Annotated in this window: 21 protein-coding genes and 1 pseudogene; 12 read left to right on the top strand and 10 right to left on the bottom strand. The window is 53.5% G+C overall.

Annotation, left to right across the window (positions count from 1 at the left end; translation table 11 throughout):
- From VB797_RS33290 to VB797_RS33280, 4 genes are all read left to right on the top strand, one after another.
- The coding region (locus VB797_RS33290) for an MBL fold metallo-hydrolase (RefSeq protein WP_323242075.1) at positions 1 to 549 on the top strand (549 nt) is incomplete at its 5' end.
- 192 nt (positions 550 to 741) lie between these two features.
- Positions 742 to 1,584 (top strand): sulfite exporter TauE/SafE family protein, encoded by an 843-nt coding sequence (locus VB797_RS33285; RefSeq protein ID WP_323242074.1) that lies wholly within the window; start codon positions 742 to 744, stop codon positions 1,582 to 1,584.
- A 176-nt stretch (positions 1,585 to 1,760) separates the two neighbouring features.
- Complete coding sequence (locus tag VB797_RS35110) at positions 1,761 to 1,943, top strand: rhodanese-like domain-containing protein (RefSeq protein WP_416350966.1); 183 nt, start codon at positions 1,761 to 1,763, stop codon at positions 1,941 to 1,943.
- Positions 1,944 to 1,989: 46 nt separating this feature from the next.
- Positions 1,990 to 2,364 carry a YeeE/YedE family protein gene (locus VB797_RS33280; RefSeq protein ID WP_323242073.1) on the top strand — a complete coding sequence of 125 codons (375 nt, stop codon included), beginning with the start codon at positions 1,990 to 1,992 and terminating at the stop codon, positions 2,362 to 2,364.
- On the opposite strand, the gene cysK is transcribed toward VB797_RS33280, so the two are convergent.
- The 4 genes and pseudogenes from cysK to VB797_RS33260 form a co-directional block, all read right to left on the bottom strand.
- Positions 2,335 to 3,261: a cysteine synthase A gene (cysK, locus tag VB797_RS33275; RefSeq protein ID WP_323242071.1), complete on the bottom strand. Its 927-nt coding sequence runs from the start codon at positions 3,259 to 3,261 to the stop codon at positions 2,335 to 2,337. The genes VB797_RS33280 and cysK overlap by 30 nt on opposite strands.
- Before the next feature lie 220 nt (positions 3,262 to 3,481).
- Positions 3,482 to 4,294, bottom strand: a pseudogene (gene istB / locus VB797_RS33270) (IS21-like element helper ATPase IstB).
- A gap of 298 nt (positions 4,295 to 4,592) precedes the next feature.
- Positions 4,593 to 5,789 carry an IS21 family transposase gene (istA, locus tag VB797_RS33265; RefSeq protein WP_323242070.1) on the bottom strand — a complete coding sequence of 399 codons (1,197 nt, stop codon included), beginning with the start codon at positions 5,787 to 5,789 and terminating at the stop codon, positions 4,593 to 4,595.
- 129 nt (positions 5,790 to 5,918) lie between these two features.
- Entirely contained in the window at positions 5,919 to 6,368 is a 450-nt protein-coding gene (locus VB797_RS33260) for a cyclic nucleotide-binding domain-containing protein (protein WP_323242069.1), read from the bottom strand.
- Positions 6,369 to 6,505: 137 nt separating this feature from the next.
- Here VB797_RS33260 and VB797_RS33255 point away from each other — a divergent pair, with 137 nt between their 5' ends.
- Positions 6,506 to 6,799: a carboxymuconolactone decarboxylase family protein gene (locus VB797_RS33255; RefSeq protein ID WP_323242068.1), complete on the top strand. Its 294-nt coding sequence runs from the start codon at positions 6,506 to 6,508 to the stop codon at positions 6,797 to 6,799.
- Between the two features lie 22 nt (positions 6,800 to 6,821).
- Here VB797_RS33255 and VB797_RS33250 read toward each other — a convergent pair whose 3' ends face one another.
- The 5 genes from VB797_RS33250 to VB797_RS33230 form a co-directional block, all read right to left on the bottom strand.
- Positions 6,822 to 7,166 (bottom strand): hypothetical protein, encoded by a 345-nt coding sequence (locus tag VB797_RS33250; RefSeq protein WP_323242067.1) that lies wholly within the window; start codon positions 7,164 to 7,166, stop codon positions 6,822 to 6,824.
- A 46-nt stretch (positions 7,167 to 7,212) separates the two neighbouring features.
- A complete protein-coding gene (locus VB797_RS33245) occupies positions 7,213 to 7,791 on the bottom strand; it encodes a DUF2202 domain-containing protein (RefSeq protein WP_323242066.1) in 579 nt (192 codons plus the stop codon).
- 72 nt (positions 7,792 to 7,863) lie between these two features.
- Complete coding sequence (locus VB797_RS33240) at positions 7,864 to 8,394, bottom strand: DUF3122 domain-containing protein (RefSeq protein ID WP_323242065.1); 531 nt, start codon at positions 8,392 to 8,394, stop codon at positions 7,864 to 7,866.
- A gap of 15 nt (positions 8,395 to 8,409) precedes the next feature.
- The gene (locus tag VB797_RS33235) at positions 8,410 to 9,015 is read right to left on the bottom strand and encodes a DUF3365 domain-containing protein (RefSeq protein WP_323242064.1); all 606 of its coding nucleotides are present in this window, start codon (positions 9,013 to 9,015) and stop codon (positions 8,410 to 8,412) included.
- Between the two features lie 86 nt (positions 9,016 to 9,101).
- Positions 9,102 to 10,421: an NAD(P)/FAD-dependent oxidoreductase gene (locus tag VB797_RS33230; RefSeq protein ID WP_323242063.1), complete on the bottom strand. Its 1,320-nt coding sequence runs from the start codon at positions 10,419 to 10,421 to the stop codon at positions 9,102 to 9,104.
- A 464-nt stretch (positions 10,422 to 10,885) separates the two neighbouring features.
- Between VB797_RS33230 and VB797_RS33225 the strand changes: the two genes are divergently transcribed.
- The 7 genes from VB797_RS33225 to VB797_RS33195 all read left to right on the top strand — a co-directional run bounded on the left by VB797_RS33225 (position 10,886) and on the right by VB797_RS33195 (position 14,934).
- Positions 10,886 to 11,329 carry a DUF302 domain-containing protein gene (locus VB797_RS33225; RefSeq protein WP_323242062.1) on the top strand — a complete coding sequence of 148 codons (444 nt, stop codon included), beginning with the start codon at positions 10,886 to 10,888 and terminating at the stop codon, positions 11,327 to 11,329.
- 122 nt (positions 11,330 to 11,451) lie between these two features.
- Positions 11,452 to 11,667, top strand: coding sequence for a DUF2892 domain-containing protein (locus VB797_RS33220; protein WP_323242061.1), 216 nt, complete (start codon positions 11,452 to 11,454; stop codon positions 11,665 to 11,667).
- 42 nt (positions 11,668 to 11,709) lie between these two features.
- Complete coding sequence (gene petC / locus VB797_RS33215; protein ID WP_323242076.1) at positions 11,710 to 12,243, top strand: cytochrome b6-f complex iron-sulfur subunit; 534 nt, start codon at positions 11,710 to 11,712, stop codon at positions 12,241 to 12,243.
- Between the two features lie 52 nt (positions 12,244 to 12,295).
- Positions 12,296 to 12,676: a rhodanese-like domain-containing protein gene (locus VB797_RS33210; RefSeq protein ID WP_323242060.1), complete on the top strand. Its 381-nt coding sequence runs from the start codon at positions 12,296 to 12,298 to the stop codon at positions 12,674 to 12,676.
- A gap of 164 nt (positions 12,677 to 12,840) precedes the next feature.
- Positions 12,841 to 13,836, top strand: a complete 996-nt coding sequence (locus VB797_RS33205; protein ID WP_323242059.1) for an arsenic resistance protein — start codon at positions 12,841 to 12,843, stop codon at positions 13,834 to 13,836.
- 34 nt (positions 13,837 to 13,870) lie between these two features.
- The gene (locus tag VB797_RS33200) at positions 13,871 to 14,368 is read left to right on the top strand and encodes a rhodanese-like domain-containing protein (protein WP_323242058.1); all 498 of its coding nucleotides are present in this window, start codon (positions 13,871 to 13,873) and stop codon (positions 14,366 to 14,368) included.
- Between the two features lie 137 nt (positions 14,369 to 14,505).
- A complete protein-coding gene (locus tag VB797_RS33195; RefSeq protein WP_323242057.1) occupies positions 14,506 to 14,934 on the top strand; it encodes a transposase in 429 nt (142 codons plus the stop codon).
- Positions 14,935 to 14,938: 4 nt separating this feature from the next.
- On the opposite strand, the gene VB797_RS33190 is transcribed toward VB797_RS33195, so the two are convergent.
- Positions 14,939 to 16,065 (bottom strand): DDE-type integrase/transposase/recombinase (locus VB797_RS33190; RefSeq protein ID WP_323242056.1); only part of this gene is annotated, 1,127 nt, incomplete at its 5' end.

Raw genomic sequence — 16,065 nt, 5'->3', positions numbered from 1 at the left:
CTGAAGTATTGTCTGGAAACCCACATCCACGCTGACCATATCACCGGTACAGCCCAACTACGGGAGGCCACTGGCTGTGTGGGGATTGTGCCCGCAAACGCCCAGGCGGTCTGCGCCAATCGGTTCATTGGCGATGGTGAGGTGTTACGGGTCGGCAGCGTGACGGTGGAAGCGATCGCTACCCCTGGCCATACCGATAGCCACATGGCCTATTGGGTCAATGGCACCTACTTGTTGACGGGTGATGCACTACTGATTCGCGGCTGTGGTCGCACCGACTTCCAGAGCGGGGATGCTGGGACTCTCTACGATGTCGTCACCCAGCGGCTGTTCACTCTGCCGGACAGCACCCTGGTGTATCCCGGTCATGATTATCGAGGCCAGACTGTTTCGACCATTGGGGAAGAAAAGCGATGGAATCCTCGCTTTAGAGGCCGCAGTCGCGAAGAATTTATTCAGTTCATGGCCTCTCTAGACTTGCCGAACCCCAAAAAGATTATGGAGGCTGTGCCTGCCAATGAACGCTGTGGTCGTTTGGTGACGGTTTAAGTCATTGCCGCTCAACGCTGTCAGATTTGTTCGGTCGCTTTAGGCAGCAACCCTTGGATCATGATCAGGAGACATTTACATGTCAGCTTCTCACTCCAACCATCTGCCCACAGTAGATGCTCTTATGCTTCAACCGAGCTTAGAACCGCGATTCCTATTGCGCTATGCCCCAAACCAGCGGAGTCAGGGCTAATGCAGTGGATCTTGAGCCTCGTGCTGGCGGGGGGCATTGGCCTTAGTCTAGGCCTTATGGGCGGGGGCGGTTCGGTGCTCGCTTTGCCCGTGCTGGTGTATGTCATGGGGGTGCCGCCCAAGAGCGCCATCGCCATGACCCTAGTGATCGTCGGCACCGTCAGTTTGCTAGGGCTGATTCCCCACTGGCGGGCGGGTAACGTTAACCTCAAAACGGCGCTGGTGTTTGGATCAGCCACGATGGTGGGCACCTTTACCGGCGCTAAGATTGCCACCCTACCCGTGGTTTCTGAAACCTTTCAAATGCTGCTGTTTGCCGTAGTGATGCTGCTGGCAGCGGGTTTTATGATCTACCGCAGTGCTCGACCGCTGAAGACTGACGATCTCCTGGCGTTGTATCCCCAACCCGTATGCCGCTTCTGCTGGCTCTGGCTGTTAATCGAAGGGCTGGGCGTGGGTATCTTGACCGGATTGGTGGGGGTCGGGGGCGGCTTTGCGATCGTGCCCGCCTTAGTTTTGCTGGCTAAGGTGCCGATGAAACAAGCAATTGGCACCTCTTTGCTAATTATTATTGCCAACTCAGTTAGCGGATTTCTTGGGTATCTGGGCCATGTCGATCTGGACTGGCACTTGATGGTATCCTTCATTTTTGCGGCCAGCCTGGGCACTATTCCGGGGGCTTATCTGGCTCAATTTGTCCCCGCTCAACGGTTGCAAAAAGTCTTTGGCTACTTTTTGCTGGTCGTGGCGACTTTTGTGCTGGTGCAAAATCGCCAGAGCCTTTCTCTTTCTCGAACTATTGAGGAAGGAATGGCCCAGACCACTGTTCAGCGATACTGGTAAACGCGCGAAAAGGGCCATCCTTGGGCCGTGGGCGATACGGTGAAAGTCAGGGATTTTGTGACGGGGGAATGGACAGCCATCCCGTTAGCAGTCCCCGCCAATCGTCAGGGCCGCATTGCCGCCGATGTGATTTTTGGCCGCGATAGTCGTTTCCGGGGCGTGCAGGGAACCTCGGTATGTGGAGCCTTCGGATTAGCGATCGCTTGTCAGAGTTGAACCCGGAGCAGAAAATCTGGGGGTATTGTCAGGTTGGTCAGCGATCTTACTCTGCCACCCATGTTTTACGGCTAAACGGCTTTAACGCCTATACCCTCAGCAGTGGATTTAAGCCCTATCAGGCCGTGAGTTCATTGGCTTGAGGGTTGCTCATCAATAGCTGAGCAAATCACGCAATTGGAGGAAACAATGGTAGAAATTGACTGGATCGCAGCTCTTCTCTGGGGGATGTTGATTGGCCTGAGCGCCACTATGCTGCTGGCTTTTAATGGGCGGATTGCAGGAATAAGTGGGATCTTCAGTGGAGTTCTTCAATTCAGAAATATAGAGAGCTGGCGCTGGCTGTTCATTGCAGGAATGCTGGTCGGTGGCCTGATCTATGAGTACGGAGTAGCCCCTCAACCCACTCCCCAGTCTGCTTTTTCCCCAGTTGCCATGATATTGGGTGGATTTCTTGTCGGGGTAGGAACGCGTATGGGGAATGGCTGCACCAGTGGTCATGGTGTTTGTGGTTTGGGCCAATTATCGCGGCAACTATGGCAGCAGTGTCGCTTCAGTGACTAGGGGCTCATCCAAAATGGTCCACATCGGCGTACTCAGATAACGCTCACCTCCGCTGGCTTGAATGGCCACAATCAGCTGATTTTGATGGGTGGGGCGTTGAGCGACCTGAAACGCCGCTGACAGCACAGCTCCTGTTGAAATTCCGCTCAAGATCCCTTCTGTCTGAGCCACTTTTCGACCCAACTCATAGGCGGTGTCGTCTGCAATGGTGATAATTTCGTCAATTAAATCCACCCGTAGGACATCAGGGACAAAACCGGCTCCGATACCCTGAATATCGTGGCGTCCCGCCGAGTGGCCACTGAGCACGGCACTGCTGGCTGGCTCGACCGCTACAATCTTGAGATCGGGATTTTGCTGTTTGAGATAGCGTCCTGCCCCCGTTAGGGTGCCTCCCGTGCCCACGCTCACCACCAGCACGTCCAGTTGCCCCTCGGTATCTTGCCAAATCTCGGGACCAGTCGCCTCGTAATGAATTTTGGGATTAGCAGGATTACTAAACTGCTGCGGTGAAAAGGTGTTGGGAACCGTAGCTAGAATTTCATTGGCACGGGCGATCGCCCCAGCCATATCCAACGCTGCTGGGGTCAGCGTAATTTCTGCGCCATAGGCCCGGACGATTTGCTGCCGCTCCCGGCTCATGTTGTCGGGCATGGTGAGAATTAGGCGATACCCTTTGGCAGCACAGACCATGGCGAGTCCGATGCCGGTATTCCCAGAGGTGGCTTCCACGATGATGGAGACTCCGGGCTGAATTAAGCCAGCCGCCTCGGCTTCCTCAATCATGCTGATGGCAATCCGATCTTTGACCGAAGCAGCGGGATTCAGGCCCTCTAGTTTTAGGGCAATCGTCGCTACACAGCCAAATTCTCGGGGCAGTCGCTGTAATTTAATCAACGGCTATGAAATGTCAACTATCTTTTCAACAAACGACAACTAGACTGGCCTAATTTGGAATGATAAAGAGTAATTGTCATCCGGATGACAATTACTCTTTTAAGGATGGGCAAGAGTATATTTTACTACTGCTAATTCAGCATGACAAAGTATCCAATTGTGGATAACCGTTTTCCACAATTAGATCCTCAGTGATTCAATTAAAGCGCCATAGCGAGAACTACTCCTTTACCGCTGGTCTAGCTGCTTTTGCCGCTTGAGCTTGCTTGAGAGCTGCCTGCTGCCGATAACTCTCGCCCTGAATTTCCAAGATCACCGCATGATGCACCAAGCGGTCAATCGCCGCCACCGTCATCATTGAGTCGGCAAAGATGCTGTCCCAGTCTCGAAACGGCTGGTTGGCTGTAATCATCAGACTCTTGCGCTCATAGCGATGAGCAATGAGTTCAAACAGCACAGAGGTTTCCGCCTCACTCTTCTTGACATAGCCCAGGTCATCCACCACCAAAAGATCGTAGCGGTCGAGCTTGGCCAACATCCCCGGCAGATTCAGATTCAGCTTGGCTTGCTGAAGGATTTGCACCAGAGCGGTGGCAGAAAAGAACTTGACTCGCTTGCCCAACTCCACCGTGGCGCGGGCAACGCCAGATGCTAGATGAGTCTTGCCAGTGCCCGAAGGCCCGAATATCAAACAGTTGCCGCCCTGGTTTATCCAGCTCATGTCCTGAGCCAGAGCCATCACCGATGCCGGGTTGAGGCTGGGGCAGTGAGCAAACTCGTAGTTGCTGAGCGCCTTGCCATGTGGCAATTGAGACTCGCTGATGGCCCGCTGAATCCTGGCCTGGTAACGTCTGGTGGCTTCGTGCTACGCACAGGCTTCGCCAACGAGTTCCGAGAGTGCCAGCAGGAATTGGGCATAGCTCCAATGCTCCTGAGTCGCCTGCTGTTCGAGCCTTTGCCAATGGTTGAGCATGTGGGAGAGCTTCAGGCTCTTGAGATGGATGCTCAGATTCTCGTATGGACTCAGTGGCATGGGAGTCGTCGGGACTAGAGGGGTTGGGCGGGTTGGCTGGCTCATAGTGCAACAGCTGGTCATAGCTGGCTAAGGAATGTTGAGTAACGGCAATTGCGGGTGGATTGGCAACAGCCAGCAGTTGAAACTGGCGTTGCAGTCCGCCAATCGTCAAACTGCCTTCTGCCAACTGTTGCTGGAGATACTGGGACACGGCTAGCTCTTTGTCCTGCGTCGCTGAAATGTAGAGTGCCTCGACCATCACTCGTGCTGCACACTCAGCGTCAAAGCGCTCCAGCATCTGCTGCCAGATTGCTCGTTACTCGGCATTGGGCAGAATCTCTTGCTGCCAGGTGCAGTAGAGCAAAGCCCGTGGCTTCCGCCTGAGTCCTTGCACCAAGTGCCGGTAGTCGATGCAGCGTAAGCGCCTTCCCTGATGCGCCGGTAGACTGCTCAATCTGGGCAACTCGACGACGGCCTGAGTCCCTAGATAGCCGATGACGCGATTGTGATAGAGGTGAACCGTCAAAGCTCGGCCCACCAAACGTTCGGGTACGGTGTAGAGCACCGATTTAATGTCCACCGTGGTGCGGCAACTCACCCGCACGCTCAGAATCTCATAGTCGGCGCAGCGATATCGTGGCAAAGGCTGTAACAGAGCCAGCTCAGCGGCATACTTCAAGGAGCATTTGGCATTCAGCTTCTCCACCACTGCCCTGATGAATGCCGCATACTCGCCAATCGTGGCAAAGTCAAAACTGCCCCGCACATACAGCTGCTGCACCAATCGGCGTTTGAAGTAGCCATGCGAGGACTCAATAGCGCCATTTTCATGTGCCACACCTGTGTTGTTGCGGCTCGATTGCATCTGGTAGTGGTGGCAGAGCGCCCCATAGCGCTCTGTGAGTCGATGTTTGCCGCCGCTGTTGGCATAGGCCGCGCTCAAGCTGTCAGTTCGGTGCTGTTTAGGTACTCCTCCACAGGCAGCCAGAGCATTTTGCAAGCCTTCAGCCAGAGCAATGAAGCTCTCGCCGCCCTCAATGATTTGCACATACTGCCAGCCGCTGTAGGCCAAGCGGTAGTGGTAGAGCAGATGCTCGTAGGGCAGTCCGGCAATTGTAATGCTCACGCCTTTGAGTTGGGTGAAGTCGGACAAGCCCATCTCGCCAGGATTGTGGCGCAGCTCAAACATCAGTTCCTTGGGCACTCCATGCTGGGCTTTCCAGTCTGAAACTCGGCGTTGCAGGGTGCGCAAGACTGTCTGGTACTGGCCAGGATGCTGCTCTTGCAGATGCTCGAACAGCTTCATCGCTTCGAGCTTTGGCTGCTGAGTGAGCATCGCTTCGAGTTCACTGTTCCAGACCTCGGCTAGCGGGTCAGCGCGGGTGCGCCAGTCGCGGGGTTGTCCCTGCTTGGGTTGATGAGTGCCTGAGTCAATGCGGCGGCCAGTGCGTTCACAGAATCCGGCTTTGGCCGCAGCCGTGAGTTGGCTGCTGCCTGTGGTTCTTGCATCCATGTATACTTGGAGTTGAATTGAATTTATGTATTTACCAGGCACTAGGAGTCTCCGTTCTCAAGGGATAGTCCTAGTGTTTTTTATTGCCGCTGCTGAGTCACCCTGTTGGTTCCATCTGGAGCAGCCAAGTTAGTTGTCAGCAACAGGTCTCTCTAATCGTCGCGCAATAGCGCTCGCGCTCGCCTGATACGTGGCCGTGGCCGTCGCGGCGACCAGCGGCACATAGCCAAATAAGTCACCCGCACTGCGATAGCAGATGTGGGTTCGACCCACGGGCGACTGGCGATAAATTTCAACGCTGCCCCATTTCAATAAATAAAGCCCGATGGCGGCTTGTTCCTGGTGATAGATGTCAGTGCCAGGTTCAACCGTTAGCAGTTGTAAGGAAGCCGCGATCGCCTCTAGGCTCTCGTCTGGCAGCACACCCCAGATTCGATGAAAGCTCAGCCAGTAGCAGCGCTCTTTGAGGGTTTTGGGTTCAGCGGGAGCTGTTGCGGGCAGATCATTGCCTAAAGGCGTGGATGAGAGTGGAGCCGCCGCCAATCGTTGATCAGAAGGGCTGATTGAATCGGACGTCATAACGTAAAGTCTCCTCTAGAATTGAGGGTGTGCTAATCGCCATTTACTGACAAAGCTGCCATGTCTCAAGCAAATTCCCCCTTCCCTTCCCTTCCTATTCTGATCAAATCACCCACATCAGGCGCTACACAGGTCAGTTGGCAAAAGAACTGCCCGATGTCATGAAGGCGTTTTATGGACTCAGCCGCACCTCTTCGACGTCGGGGGCACTGGATGCTAAAACGAAGGAACTGATGGCGCTGGCGATTGGGGTGGCCACCCACTGCGACGGTTGTATTGCCTTTCACACCCGGGCGGCGCTGCAAGCGGGAGCCTCGCGGGAGGAAATTGTCGAAACGCTAGGCGTGACCGTCATGATGGGGGGTGGCCCATCGCTGATGTATGCGGCCCACGTGATGGAAGCCATCGAAGAGTTTGAGCAGCAGGGTTAACAGCGCGAGTTGCCCTAGAACGTTAGCTTAGTTCACTGATGAGCTGGGTCAGGCGATCTAGGGTGGCGGAGATGCGATCACTCGACGTATTCTCCAACCCCATCGCCACCAGCAACAGCCCCAACTCCAGGGCATCCTCTACATTAAACATCAGCTCTAGCGCCTCAGCTGCAGCGAGCACTCCCGGCAAGGTTTGCGGGTCTTGAACAGTCAGATCAACAGATATTGAGGCGGGATTGACCGCTTCTTGCCCTGGTATGGCGCTGAGCTTGGTCACTTTGTCGCCTTGAACATGCAGACTGGTCGCATTGCTCACAACCGTAATATTGGCCGTTTTCAACGGTCGGGTAATTGCTCTAATAGACATGGTCTTACTCCTATTTGAGTCAACATCTAAGGTAAAAATCTCTTTTCTAGCGATGGCCGCAATGAGCCGATCCCCGTCCGCTGCTCGCTAGACGCTGAGCACAGCGTTCAAACGCAGGTTTGTGGTTATTTTGAGAAACGTAGCGCAGTTGGCTAAAGGTGTCGCGCAGGTTTGGTTCAGTGACAAATTCGAGAAACTCATCGTACATTTGGACGTTAGCGACTTCAGAAGCGATCGCCATCTCGCAGGCAGCAGCCAATGTGCCTGGAGCCTCAACCTGACCGACGTAGGAATCTGCAGGAACCGGTAAGCCGTACTGGCTAAAGAGGGTTTGCCAGCGCCGAGTGTGACGACCTTCTGCATGCACGATGTTGCTAAAAGGTCTGACCTCTCCAAACTTCTTAATGACCGCCGTATAAAAGGCTTTGGCTTTGTACTCGTCGTCAAGGGCCGCGCGCATTGCCTGCCGGGTGCGCTCATCGGGTAGGGAACGGTCATCTACGAGCATTGGAGTAGCATGTTTTCCACCGCCGGATATCTGTAAAACTCTATTGCCAGGATTAAAGCCGGAACTGCCTGACTGTCCGAGCCGGGTGCAGCGACGATTGTGATGTTGGTGTTTCATAGTGGAGTGCTCTAGGGCTGAATTTTCTAAAGTTGATTAATTAGCGCGATCGCTTAATTGGCTTGGCAAACGTTAGGACTGGTTAAAAAGCGTCTGCCATTCCTGGACTAGGGTGGGAGGCACCGACAGCTCGACAGGCTCTCCGTCTAGGGTTGGCAGGCTCAGTTGCCAGGGAATAACGGCGGTTAATGCTGAGACAATCGGAGCCAAATCGTATTGGCCCACATTGGCTTCAGGGGCGGCGGCATCGGTGAAAATTTTTTGAGAGGCATCCTCTGCCGTCAGGGTTTTGCCCAAGGAGTTCGTGAGGGTTAAGGGTCGCTCGCGATTGATCTCCGCTATCCCCGGAAATCCCACCAGGCGGAGAGCGAGAACAGTACTGCCATCCGGACGAATCCGTTTGAAGGCGATCGCTTGCCAAGTATTGCCATGCTGATCTTTCAGCGGTTGCCGCGACTGATAGACGAGCTGTCCGGGCGCTTCTTCAAGGGATCGAATGGCGGCTGAGGCTGGGGATGCCTGAAAGATAATCCCCAGCCAGCACACCCAAACCAGAGCAGTCATCGTCAGAAATGCAACGATTTGACGAATGTGATGGGTCATGGATTAACACCTCAACTACGACGCGGAAAGCGCCTCTTCAATGGCCTGCTTGACATCGGGAATAAAGACCGCGTACATGCCCCGCAAATCACCCACGTTAAAGTCATAGGCGAGATCTTGGGGATAATTATCCTGCACGAATTGCGGACGATTGTTCTGAGCCCCATGGCAGGCGAGACAGCTCGCTTCCACATTGATGCGGCGGTAGTAGCGAGTCCCCGTCTGCCCATCCAGGGTTTCGGGTTCCCAAAAACCCGTCAGGTTGGGATCTTGCTCAAATTTAGTCAGGGCCATTTCAGCGTGGACATTGTCAGGGGCGTGGGCCGGATTGCGGTATTTCGTCGCTATCTGTTTCACCTGCCAGCCGTTTTCTTTACTCAACTGCATGGCTTTCATGCCCACGGGTTTGCAGACCTGCTTCATGGTTTCAGCGGTCGGCGGTTCGGGGGCATCCTCCAGATAGGCCGCCAGACCACTGCGCATGGCGTCTAAATTTTCAATGGCTTCAACGGCTTTAGCCAGTTCGGCAGGGTCTGGCTGAGCCTGGGCGATCGCGGGCAGTGCCACGAGCACCCAGATCACCAGGGATACACCAAGGACTAATCGAGCAAAAACTCTCATCGTGAACTGTCTCCTGACTTGATCAAAAGGGGTCGTCATCAATCGGCAAAGGGGTAGCAGTCGCAGTCTGTCGGGCGGCGCGAAACTTAACTCGCCAGGGATTCAGAGTCGGTAGCCACTGCTTGAGAAGGCGCGGAAACATCCTTCAGCAGTTGCAGCCCGAACAGCGATCGCAGCCCCAACCGCTCATACCAGGGCATCCCAACGCCAAAGCGAATTTTCAGCATGAAATATTCTTCAAAGGCCGCTTTTACCCAAACCACCCAGGGGCCACGCACCGCGTAGGAGCGTTTCCGCTGGCCGGTCTTGGGGTCAGGGAGTACCGGAGCGGCAATGTAGGCAATGCCCGTATCGCCAAACTCAGCAAAGCAGAGCGCTTCTAAGGTCGGGACTTGAGGCTTGGCTTTGATCGCTTTGAGGTCAACGGCGATATTGTGGGCTGCAGCGGTCGCCATCGCTTCAGCCATTTGCCCGCTTTTGGGGAGCCCAATTGGGACTGGGGTGACATCGGGCTGGGTCAATTTGACACTTACCCCAGCGGCATAGATGTTGGCAAACTCGGGGTGGCGCTGGGTAGGCAAGACGGGAATGAATCCCTTTTCATCGCCGAGTCCAGGCACCGCTCGAATAAACTGCGCCCCCTGAAAAGCAGGCAAGATCATGGCGTAACTAAAGGGCAACTGGCGGCCATCGGCCAGGGTCACGGCATCGGTTTCCACGGCGGCAATGGTGGCATTATCAATGACTTCAATGCCCCGTTCTTGCATCAGGTCTGCGGTCAGTTCTCTGGCCTGGTTCACACCCGAGACGCCTAAATGTCCGGCATAGGGTTCTGGAGTCACATAGGTAATCGGCACCTGGTCTCGTAACCCCCGACGGCGCAGTTCTTGATCGGCCATCAGGGCAAATTCATAGGCGGGGCCAAAACACCCGGCCTCCGGAGCCGCACCGACGACGATTGGCCCAGGATTTTCGAGAAACGCGAGCCAGGCTTGTCGGGCTTCGAGGGCATGGTCGGGAGTGCAGACAGAGTGGCTGTAGCCGCCGTGGGGGCCAAGCCCAGGGATTAAATCCAGGGCGAGGGACGCGCCGGTCGCGATGAGCAAGTAGTCATAGGCTATGATTCCATGCCCCTCAACAGTCAGGCGCTGAGCGCTGGGGGCGAGGGCCGTCACCTGACCCGACACCCAGTTGAGATTGTGGCGCTGAGCGAGTTGAGCTAAGCCCACCTGAACATGCGCTAACGGCTTCAAATTGAGGGCCACCTGGATCAACCCTGGAATAAAGGTAAACTCGGATTTGTCGGACACCAAGGTCACCGTATGTTCCTTGGGCAACAGATGTCGCAGCTCGTAGGCCGCTGGCAAGCCCCCTAATCCGGCTCCAATTACAACAACATTTGCCATACTGCTTTTAATCCTCCATCGCTTTCATGCGGACTTTTTTATTTAGGTCTTGCCTCGGACCAAACCCCCTTTTCTCGAACGACTAGCCTTCTAGGTGAGCTGCAACAATACCTGCCATCGGAGCGGACTCCTAGAAGCAACCCAGATCTCTAGAGTCTGACGTCAGCCAATAAAACCATAAGCCAACAATTTGAGGAAGTTATGAGGCACGTCATTTAAGCGTTAACAGCTTGCTCTCTTACTTGAGCATACTACCAATTAGTTATATAAGACTATATATAGAGCAAAATCTATGCATCGCTCCTCAAGAATTATTTCCTTGTTGAATGGCGAAAAACAACGAATTACTGAAACATTAAACAACTAATTGGTTATATAGTGGGAATAGGTTAATCAATCAAGAGTTTGTCTTATAGGCGATCTTGATCGCCTGCCTAATGGGCGGATTCCCTGATTGAGAAGAAATGCAGCAAATGGAGTCACGATTAATGTATCACTTTAGCAAGGTTGTGAATGCCTCATTTGAAGAGGCTATAGAGCAGGTAACGGAGTCTCTTCAAGAAGAGGGTTTCGGGATACTGACCGAAATCGATGTGCAAGCAGCGTTCAAGAAAAAGCTCGGCAAAGATTTTCGGAATTACAAGATTCTCGGAGCCTGTCACCCAGGCATCGCCTATAAGATGATTCAAGCGGATGATAAAGCTGGTGCGCTTTACCCCTGCAATGTTGTGGTTCAAGAGCATGAAGATGGCCGCATTGAAGTCTCGGCGGTTGATCCGCTGATGATGTTTTTGATGATACATACCCCCGAGGCTAAGGCGATTGCCCTAGAAGCCAGTGAAAAGATGCAGGCCGTGATCGAGCGCCTGCCCGCAGCCGTAATGCCTGCGATCGCTGGCGTGGCCTGAGTTTCGCTTAAGTCCTTGAGGGTTGAGCTCTTGACTGTATAGCCGTTGCTCACACCATCCACAGATTCACCTGCTTTAATTTTGATGGATTCAATTTTGATTATTTTTTGGAGATAAATCCCATGTTTAACAATGTCGGTACCACCGATCGCTTACTGCGCCTAGTCGCAGCCGCTGTTCTGCTTTATTTGGGCCTGCAGACCTATGCGGGGTCAGCCCTGGGAATTGGGCTGGATGTTGTTGGGGGCCTTGCCCTGCTCACTAGCCTGATCGGTTCCTGTGCCCTATACGGGCTGCTCGGCTTGAATACCCGCAAGTCTAACCAATCCTTGCCATAAAGTCAGGCGATTTTATTTAAGTAACCGGAGATAATTTGAATGATGGAAAATACCATTCCTTGTGAAGCCCCGTCGTTGTCACGACGGCAATTGCTCAACTTTCTGACCGGGGCAACGGTGGCAGCCACTGCTGGATCGGCGCTGTACCCCATTGCCCAATTTTTTGTTCCGCCTCGGGAGGTGACTGAAGGGGGCGGCATCCTAGCCAAGGATCAGTTGGGTAACCCTATCCCAGCCAGCCAAATTCTGGCCAACCCCCCTGGAACTCGCGCCTTGATTGCAGGACTCGCAGGCGAACCTACCTATTTAACAGTGAGTGAGGATGGCTCGCTGAGTCTCAGAGGTATCGTCGATAACTGTACTCACCTGGGCTGCACTTTTCCCTGGAACTCGAACGACCAGCAGTTTCAATGCCCGTGCCACGGATCGCTCTACGATCAGGAGGGCAAGGTTGTCCGGGGGCCAGCCCCCCTGCCGCTCAAGATTGTGCATGTAGCGGTGAAAAATAACGCCGTCTGGATTTATCCCTGGAATGAAACTGACCCCCGAACGGGAGAACAGCCTTGGTGGGTCTAACTGAATCCTGTTTCTAACATTCAATTAATCTCACCGAGAGGCCATAATCTCCATGTCATCTGTATCGTCATCTAGGTCAGATCTTGTTGACCTATCTCCAGAAGACTTTGTTCAATCCGCCGAACCGTTACATCTAATTGATGTCAGGAGCCGTTTTGAATACAATCAGTTCCACGCCCCTGATGCCATTAACCTCAGCCTACCGCGTATTCTGCTCGGTCAAGTTCCCATTCTGCGTAACTGGGCCTTACCGCAGTGGTTGGCGCAACTCCCCAAAGAGACTCCCATCGCGCTGATTTGTCTGACGGCGCATCGAAGCCCCGTCGCCGCTCAAACCCTCTCTCAGATGGGCTTTAGCCAGGTTTTTAATATCACCGGGGGCATGATGGCCTGGAAAAAAGCTGGTCTCCCGACCCAGGCGGGACGTCCCTAAAAGTCTGTTCACGATCATCACGTTGGCTAGTTCACCAATCCCCCTGAATGACTCTAATTAGTGCTGGCATGGCCACGATCGCAGCGGTTGTTCGTCGGCCCTGGTGACGATGATCGCTCTCTCAACATCCCCCCTTCCCTACATTCTTCAAGGAACCTATCACGATGTGGAAAGTATTGGGCTTCTTTCAAAAAAATCTAATTTGGTCAATTCCCGCCTGTATGGTGGCAGGCATTTTGGTCGGTGCCCTGACCGACCCCTCGGCCCTCACAGTGCTGATCATTCCTCTAACCTTCCTCATGGTGTATCCCATGATGATCAATCTTCAGATTCAGCAGGTGCTATCAGGGGGGGATCTCAAGGTGCAGTTAGTCACTCAGCTGATCAATTTTGGCGTCGTGCCGTTCTTTGCCTTTGGCATGGGATGGCTGTTTTTTGCCGATCGCCCCCTAGTCGCCCTGGGTTTGCTGCTGGCTTCGCTCTTGCCCACCAGCGGCATGACTATTTCCTGGACTGGCTTTGCCAAGGGCAACCTGAGCGCTGCCGTCAAGATGACCGTGATTGGCCTGATTTTAGGCTCCGTCGCCACTCCGTTTTATGCCAAGTGGTTGATGGGAGCCGTAGTCGATATTCCTTTAGCCAGCATCTTCAGGCAAATTGTGATTATCGTCTTCCTGCCTATGATTTTAGGGTTTGTCACCCGTATTTCTCTGATTCAAGCTGTCGGGGCAGATAAATACAACAAAAATCTCAAACAAAAGTTTCCGGCCTTTTCCACCATCGGCGTTTTAGGCATCGTGTTTGTGGCGATGGCGCTTAAAGCCAAAGATATCATTGCTCATCCCCTAGTACTGCTGTCGTTTTTAATTCCCCTGTCGATCTTATATATCGGTAATTTCCTGCTCAGTACTATCATCGGTAAGGTCTTCTTTAACCGGGGCGATGCGATCGCCCTTGTCTATGGCACCGTCATGCGAAATTTGTCGATTGCGCTAGCGATCGCCATGACAGCTTTTGGCAAAGAGCAAGGTTCCGAAATTGCTTTGATTGTTGCCATGGCTTATATCATCCAGGTACAGGCAGCGGCCTGGTATGTGCGCTTCACCGATAGAATCTTTGGCCCCAGTTCCGACCCACCTCGTTCAGAACAGTCTGTTTAAATATCAAGGACTGTTTATCACCTTAGTTTTACCCATGAAAAAAATCGCACTGATCTTACTGACTGGCTGGCTATCCATCGGCGTATTTTGGAGCGGCCTTCCGGGAACTGCGGCACTGGCATCACCCCAGCCAACCGAGATTTCGTCAGAGGCAATCGACAACACCGCGTCGTTTTCAGGGGTGGATGAATTTTTGCAATCAATCCCTAGCGACTACTACGCGGTGCCACAAATTGGCGCTTTGAAAGGGATGCTCCAGAACAAAGAAGCCCTATTGATTGATGTGCGTGAGCCCTCGGAATTTAGGAGTGGCCATATTCCAGGTGCCATCAATATTCCGGTGCGATCGCTCACTCAAAATCTGGATAAAATCCCCAAGGATCGTCCTGTAGTTCTTTATTGTTCTTCTGGCTACCGTACAGCCATGGGTGTAATGGCCTTGCAGATGCTGGGATACCGTAATATCCAAGGCTTTCCACCGAGTATTCAAGGTTGGAAAGCGGGCAGCCAGCCCATTGTTAGCTCAGACTGAACTCAAAACAGTTCTTGATATCCCGATGGCAAAAGATAGCTCAGCTCGACTTTATCCATTTCGAGAGTAGGAAAGGTAGCAGAATCAGGAAAGCGTTAATTGGTTTCTCCTGATGAACTTGCTACCGCTCATAATTCATGCCCATTATCCTAGCGTTTGCCACCCTCTTTTCCAAGCCCGTCTGGGAATCTGTGCTCGTCTTGCTGGTAGGGGCAATCCTACTAGCACCAGGAAAGCGAACCGTCAGTGCCTTGTTGCGCGTCATGGGATTACAAGATGAGCCTCACTTCCAGAACTATCACCGTGTTCTCAATCGGGCGGTTTGGTCGAGTCGTCAAGCAGCAAGTCGAATTTTATTGCACCAACTCATCGAGTGCTTTGCTGTGAGCGGCGGGCTCGTGATGGGTATTGACGATACTTATGCCTACGGCGGGGCGAAGCCCTATGAACGCAGATGGGGTAAACGCATTGCCGCTCGGGGGATCTACCGTGACCCGGTTCGCTCCAGTGATAGTCACTTTGTGACGCGGCGGAATGTGTCAATAGAAATGAGACAGATGGGATGAGAAATTAGTGTTGCACCTCCTGAGTCAATTGGCAGATTTTAGGTGGATTAATCCAAACCTCACTCGGCACGGCTGGCGGCTGGGGCAAGCCTCTAACAAATCGCTCTGGGTGGCTCTCGTAGGCTTGGTTTAACACCGCCGCTCGCTTGGCTTGTGGCTGGCCTCCGCGCAGCGGTACTCGCTCAGCCTGCCCTGAATGCAGTTGCGCTGGGGTCAACAGTCCAATTCCACTGTGATGATGCACCTGGTTATACCAACCGAAAAACTCACAGCAGAAGGCTCTGGCGTCCTCAATCGAACCAAACTGCTTTGGGAACTGCGGCTGATACTTGAGCGTTTTGAACTGAGCCTCTGAATAGGGGTTGTCATTGGAGACATGGGGACGGCTATGACTCTTGGTCACTCCCAAATCTGCTAAGAGAAATGCCACGGACTTCGAGGTCATCGATGCTCCCCGGTCAGCATGAACCGTGAGGTGACCAGGTTGAATCTGCTGAGCTTGCACCGTCTGCTCAATCAGCTGTTGAGCCAGAGTAGCGGATTCTCGATGTGCCACCATCCAGCCCACCACATAGCGACTATAGACATCGAGGATGACATAGAGGCAGAAGTCTGCCGGGGGAAGCTTCCCCCGGCGAGCTTCCTTATGGAAGTAAGTCCATTTGCTCAGACTTTGCAGTTTGGTGATGTCCCAACTCCAGAGCTGATTGATGCCAGTTGCGAGCAGTTCTGGCTTCTTGTACTCAGGATGACGCAGTTGGTTGCACCGCTCTTTGAGCTGCCCTTGACGCATGAGGATACGATAGAATGTCCGAATTGAACAGAGGTAGGTGCCTTCATCCAGCAGCGTGGCATAGACTTCGGCAGGCGATTGATTCATAAAGCGTGGGCTATTGAGCAGTTCGAGTACCCGCTGCACTTCAGATGGAGTCAGCTTACGAGCAGAGTCACGGCGGGGTTTGAGCGTTGGTGAGGGCGGGGATTGGTGGCGATAGTAGGTGGCCCGGCAGAGCCCCAAACCGACGCAGGCTGGCGCAACGCCGACGGTTTGGGCGAGTTGCGCTGCGGCCTCTATCAATCTAATTTGGCGCTGCTGGGCACTTCCAGCGTGATGTTCAACAGCGCAGAGGC

The sequence above is a fragment of the Rivularia sp. UHCC 0363 genome, from assembly GCF_034931125.1.
GTDB lineage: Bacteria > Cyanobacteriota > Cyanobacteriia > Cyanobacteriales > Nostocaceae > Rivularia.
The sequence above is the reverse complement of the archived record's forward strand: the minus strand, read 5'-3'. Positions and strand labels throughout refer to the sequence as shown.

What these genes read in the sequence shown, in the direction of transcription:
- VB797_RS33240 (WP_323242065.1), bottom strand. Translation starts at nt 8,394, where the DNA reads ATGACCCATCACATTCGTCAAATCGTTGCATTTCTGACGATGACTGCT.
- VB797_RS35110 (WP_416350966.1), top strand. Translation starts at nt 1,761, where the DNA reads ATGTGGAGCCTTCGGATTAGCGATCGCTTGTCAGAGTTGAACCCGGAG.
- VB797_RS33220 (WP_323242061.1), top strand. Translation starts at nt 11,452, where the DNA reads ATGTTTAACAATGTCGGTACCACCGATCGCTTACTGCGCCTAGTCGCA.
- VB797_RS33205 (WP_323242059.1), top strand. Translation starts at nt 12,841, where the DNA reads ATGTGGAAAGTATTGGGCTTCTTTCAAAAAAATCTAATTTGGTCAATT.
- VB797_RS33280 (WP_323242073.1), top strand. Translation starts at nt 1,990, where the DNA reads ATGGTAGAAATTGACTGGATCGCAGCTCTTCTCTGGGGGATGTTGATT.
- VB797_RS33195 (WP_323242057.1), top strand. Translation starts at nt 14,506, where the DNA reads ATGCCCATTATCCTAGCGTTTGCCACCCTCTTTTCCAAGCCCGTCTGG.
- VB797_RS33225 (WP_323242062.1), top strand. Translation starts at nt 10,886, where the DNA reads ATGCAGCAAATGGAGTCACGATTAATGTATCACTTTAGCAAGGTTGTG.
- VB797_RS33260 (WP_323242069.1), bottom strand. Translation starts at nt 6,368, where the DNA reads ATGACGTCCGATTCAATCAGCCCTTCTGATCAACGATTGGCGGCGGCT.
- VB797_RS33245 (WP_323242066.1), bottom strand. Translation starts at nt 7,791, where the DNA reads ATGAAACACCAACATCACAATCGTCGCTGCACCCGGCTCGGACAGTCA.
- VB797_RS33250 (WP_323242067.1), bottom strand. Translation starts at nt 7,166, where the DNA reads ATGTCTATTAGAGCAATTACCCGACCGTTGAAAACGGCCAATATTACG.
- istA (WP_323242070.1), bottom strand. Translation starts at nt 5,789, where the DNA reads ATGGATGCAAGAACCACAGGCAGCAGCCAACTCACGGCTGCGGCCAAA.
- petC (WP_323242076.1), top strand. Translation starts at nt 11,710, where the DNA reads ATGGAAAATACCATTCCTTGTGAAGCCCCGTCGTTGTCACGACGGCAA.
- VB797_RS33230 (WP_323242063.1), bottom strand. Translation starts at nt 10,421, where the DNA reads ATGGCAAATGTTGTTGTAATTGGAGCCGGATTAGGGGGCTTGCCAGCG.
- VB797_RS33235 (WP_323242064.1), bottom strand. Translation starts at nt 9,015, where the DNA reads ATGAGAGTTTTTGCTCGATTAGTCCTTGGTGTATCCCTGGTGATCTGG.
- VB797_RS33210 (WP_323242060.1), top strand. Translation starts at nt 12,296, where the DNA reads ATGTCATCTGTATCGTCATCTAGGTCAGATCTTGTTGACCTATCTCCA.
- VB797_RS33285 (WP_323242074.1), top strand. Translation starts at nt 742, where the DNA reads ATGCAGTGGATCTTGAGCCTCGTGCTGGCGGGGGGCATTGGCCTTAGT.
- VB797_RS33200 (WP_323242058.1), top strand. Translation starts at nt 13,871, where the DNA reads ATGAAAAAAATCGCACTGATCTTACTGACTGGCTGGCTATCCATCGGC.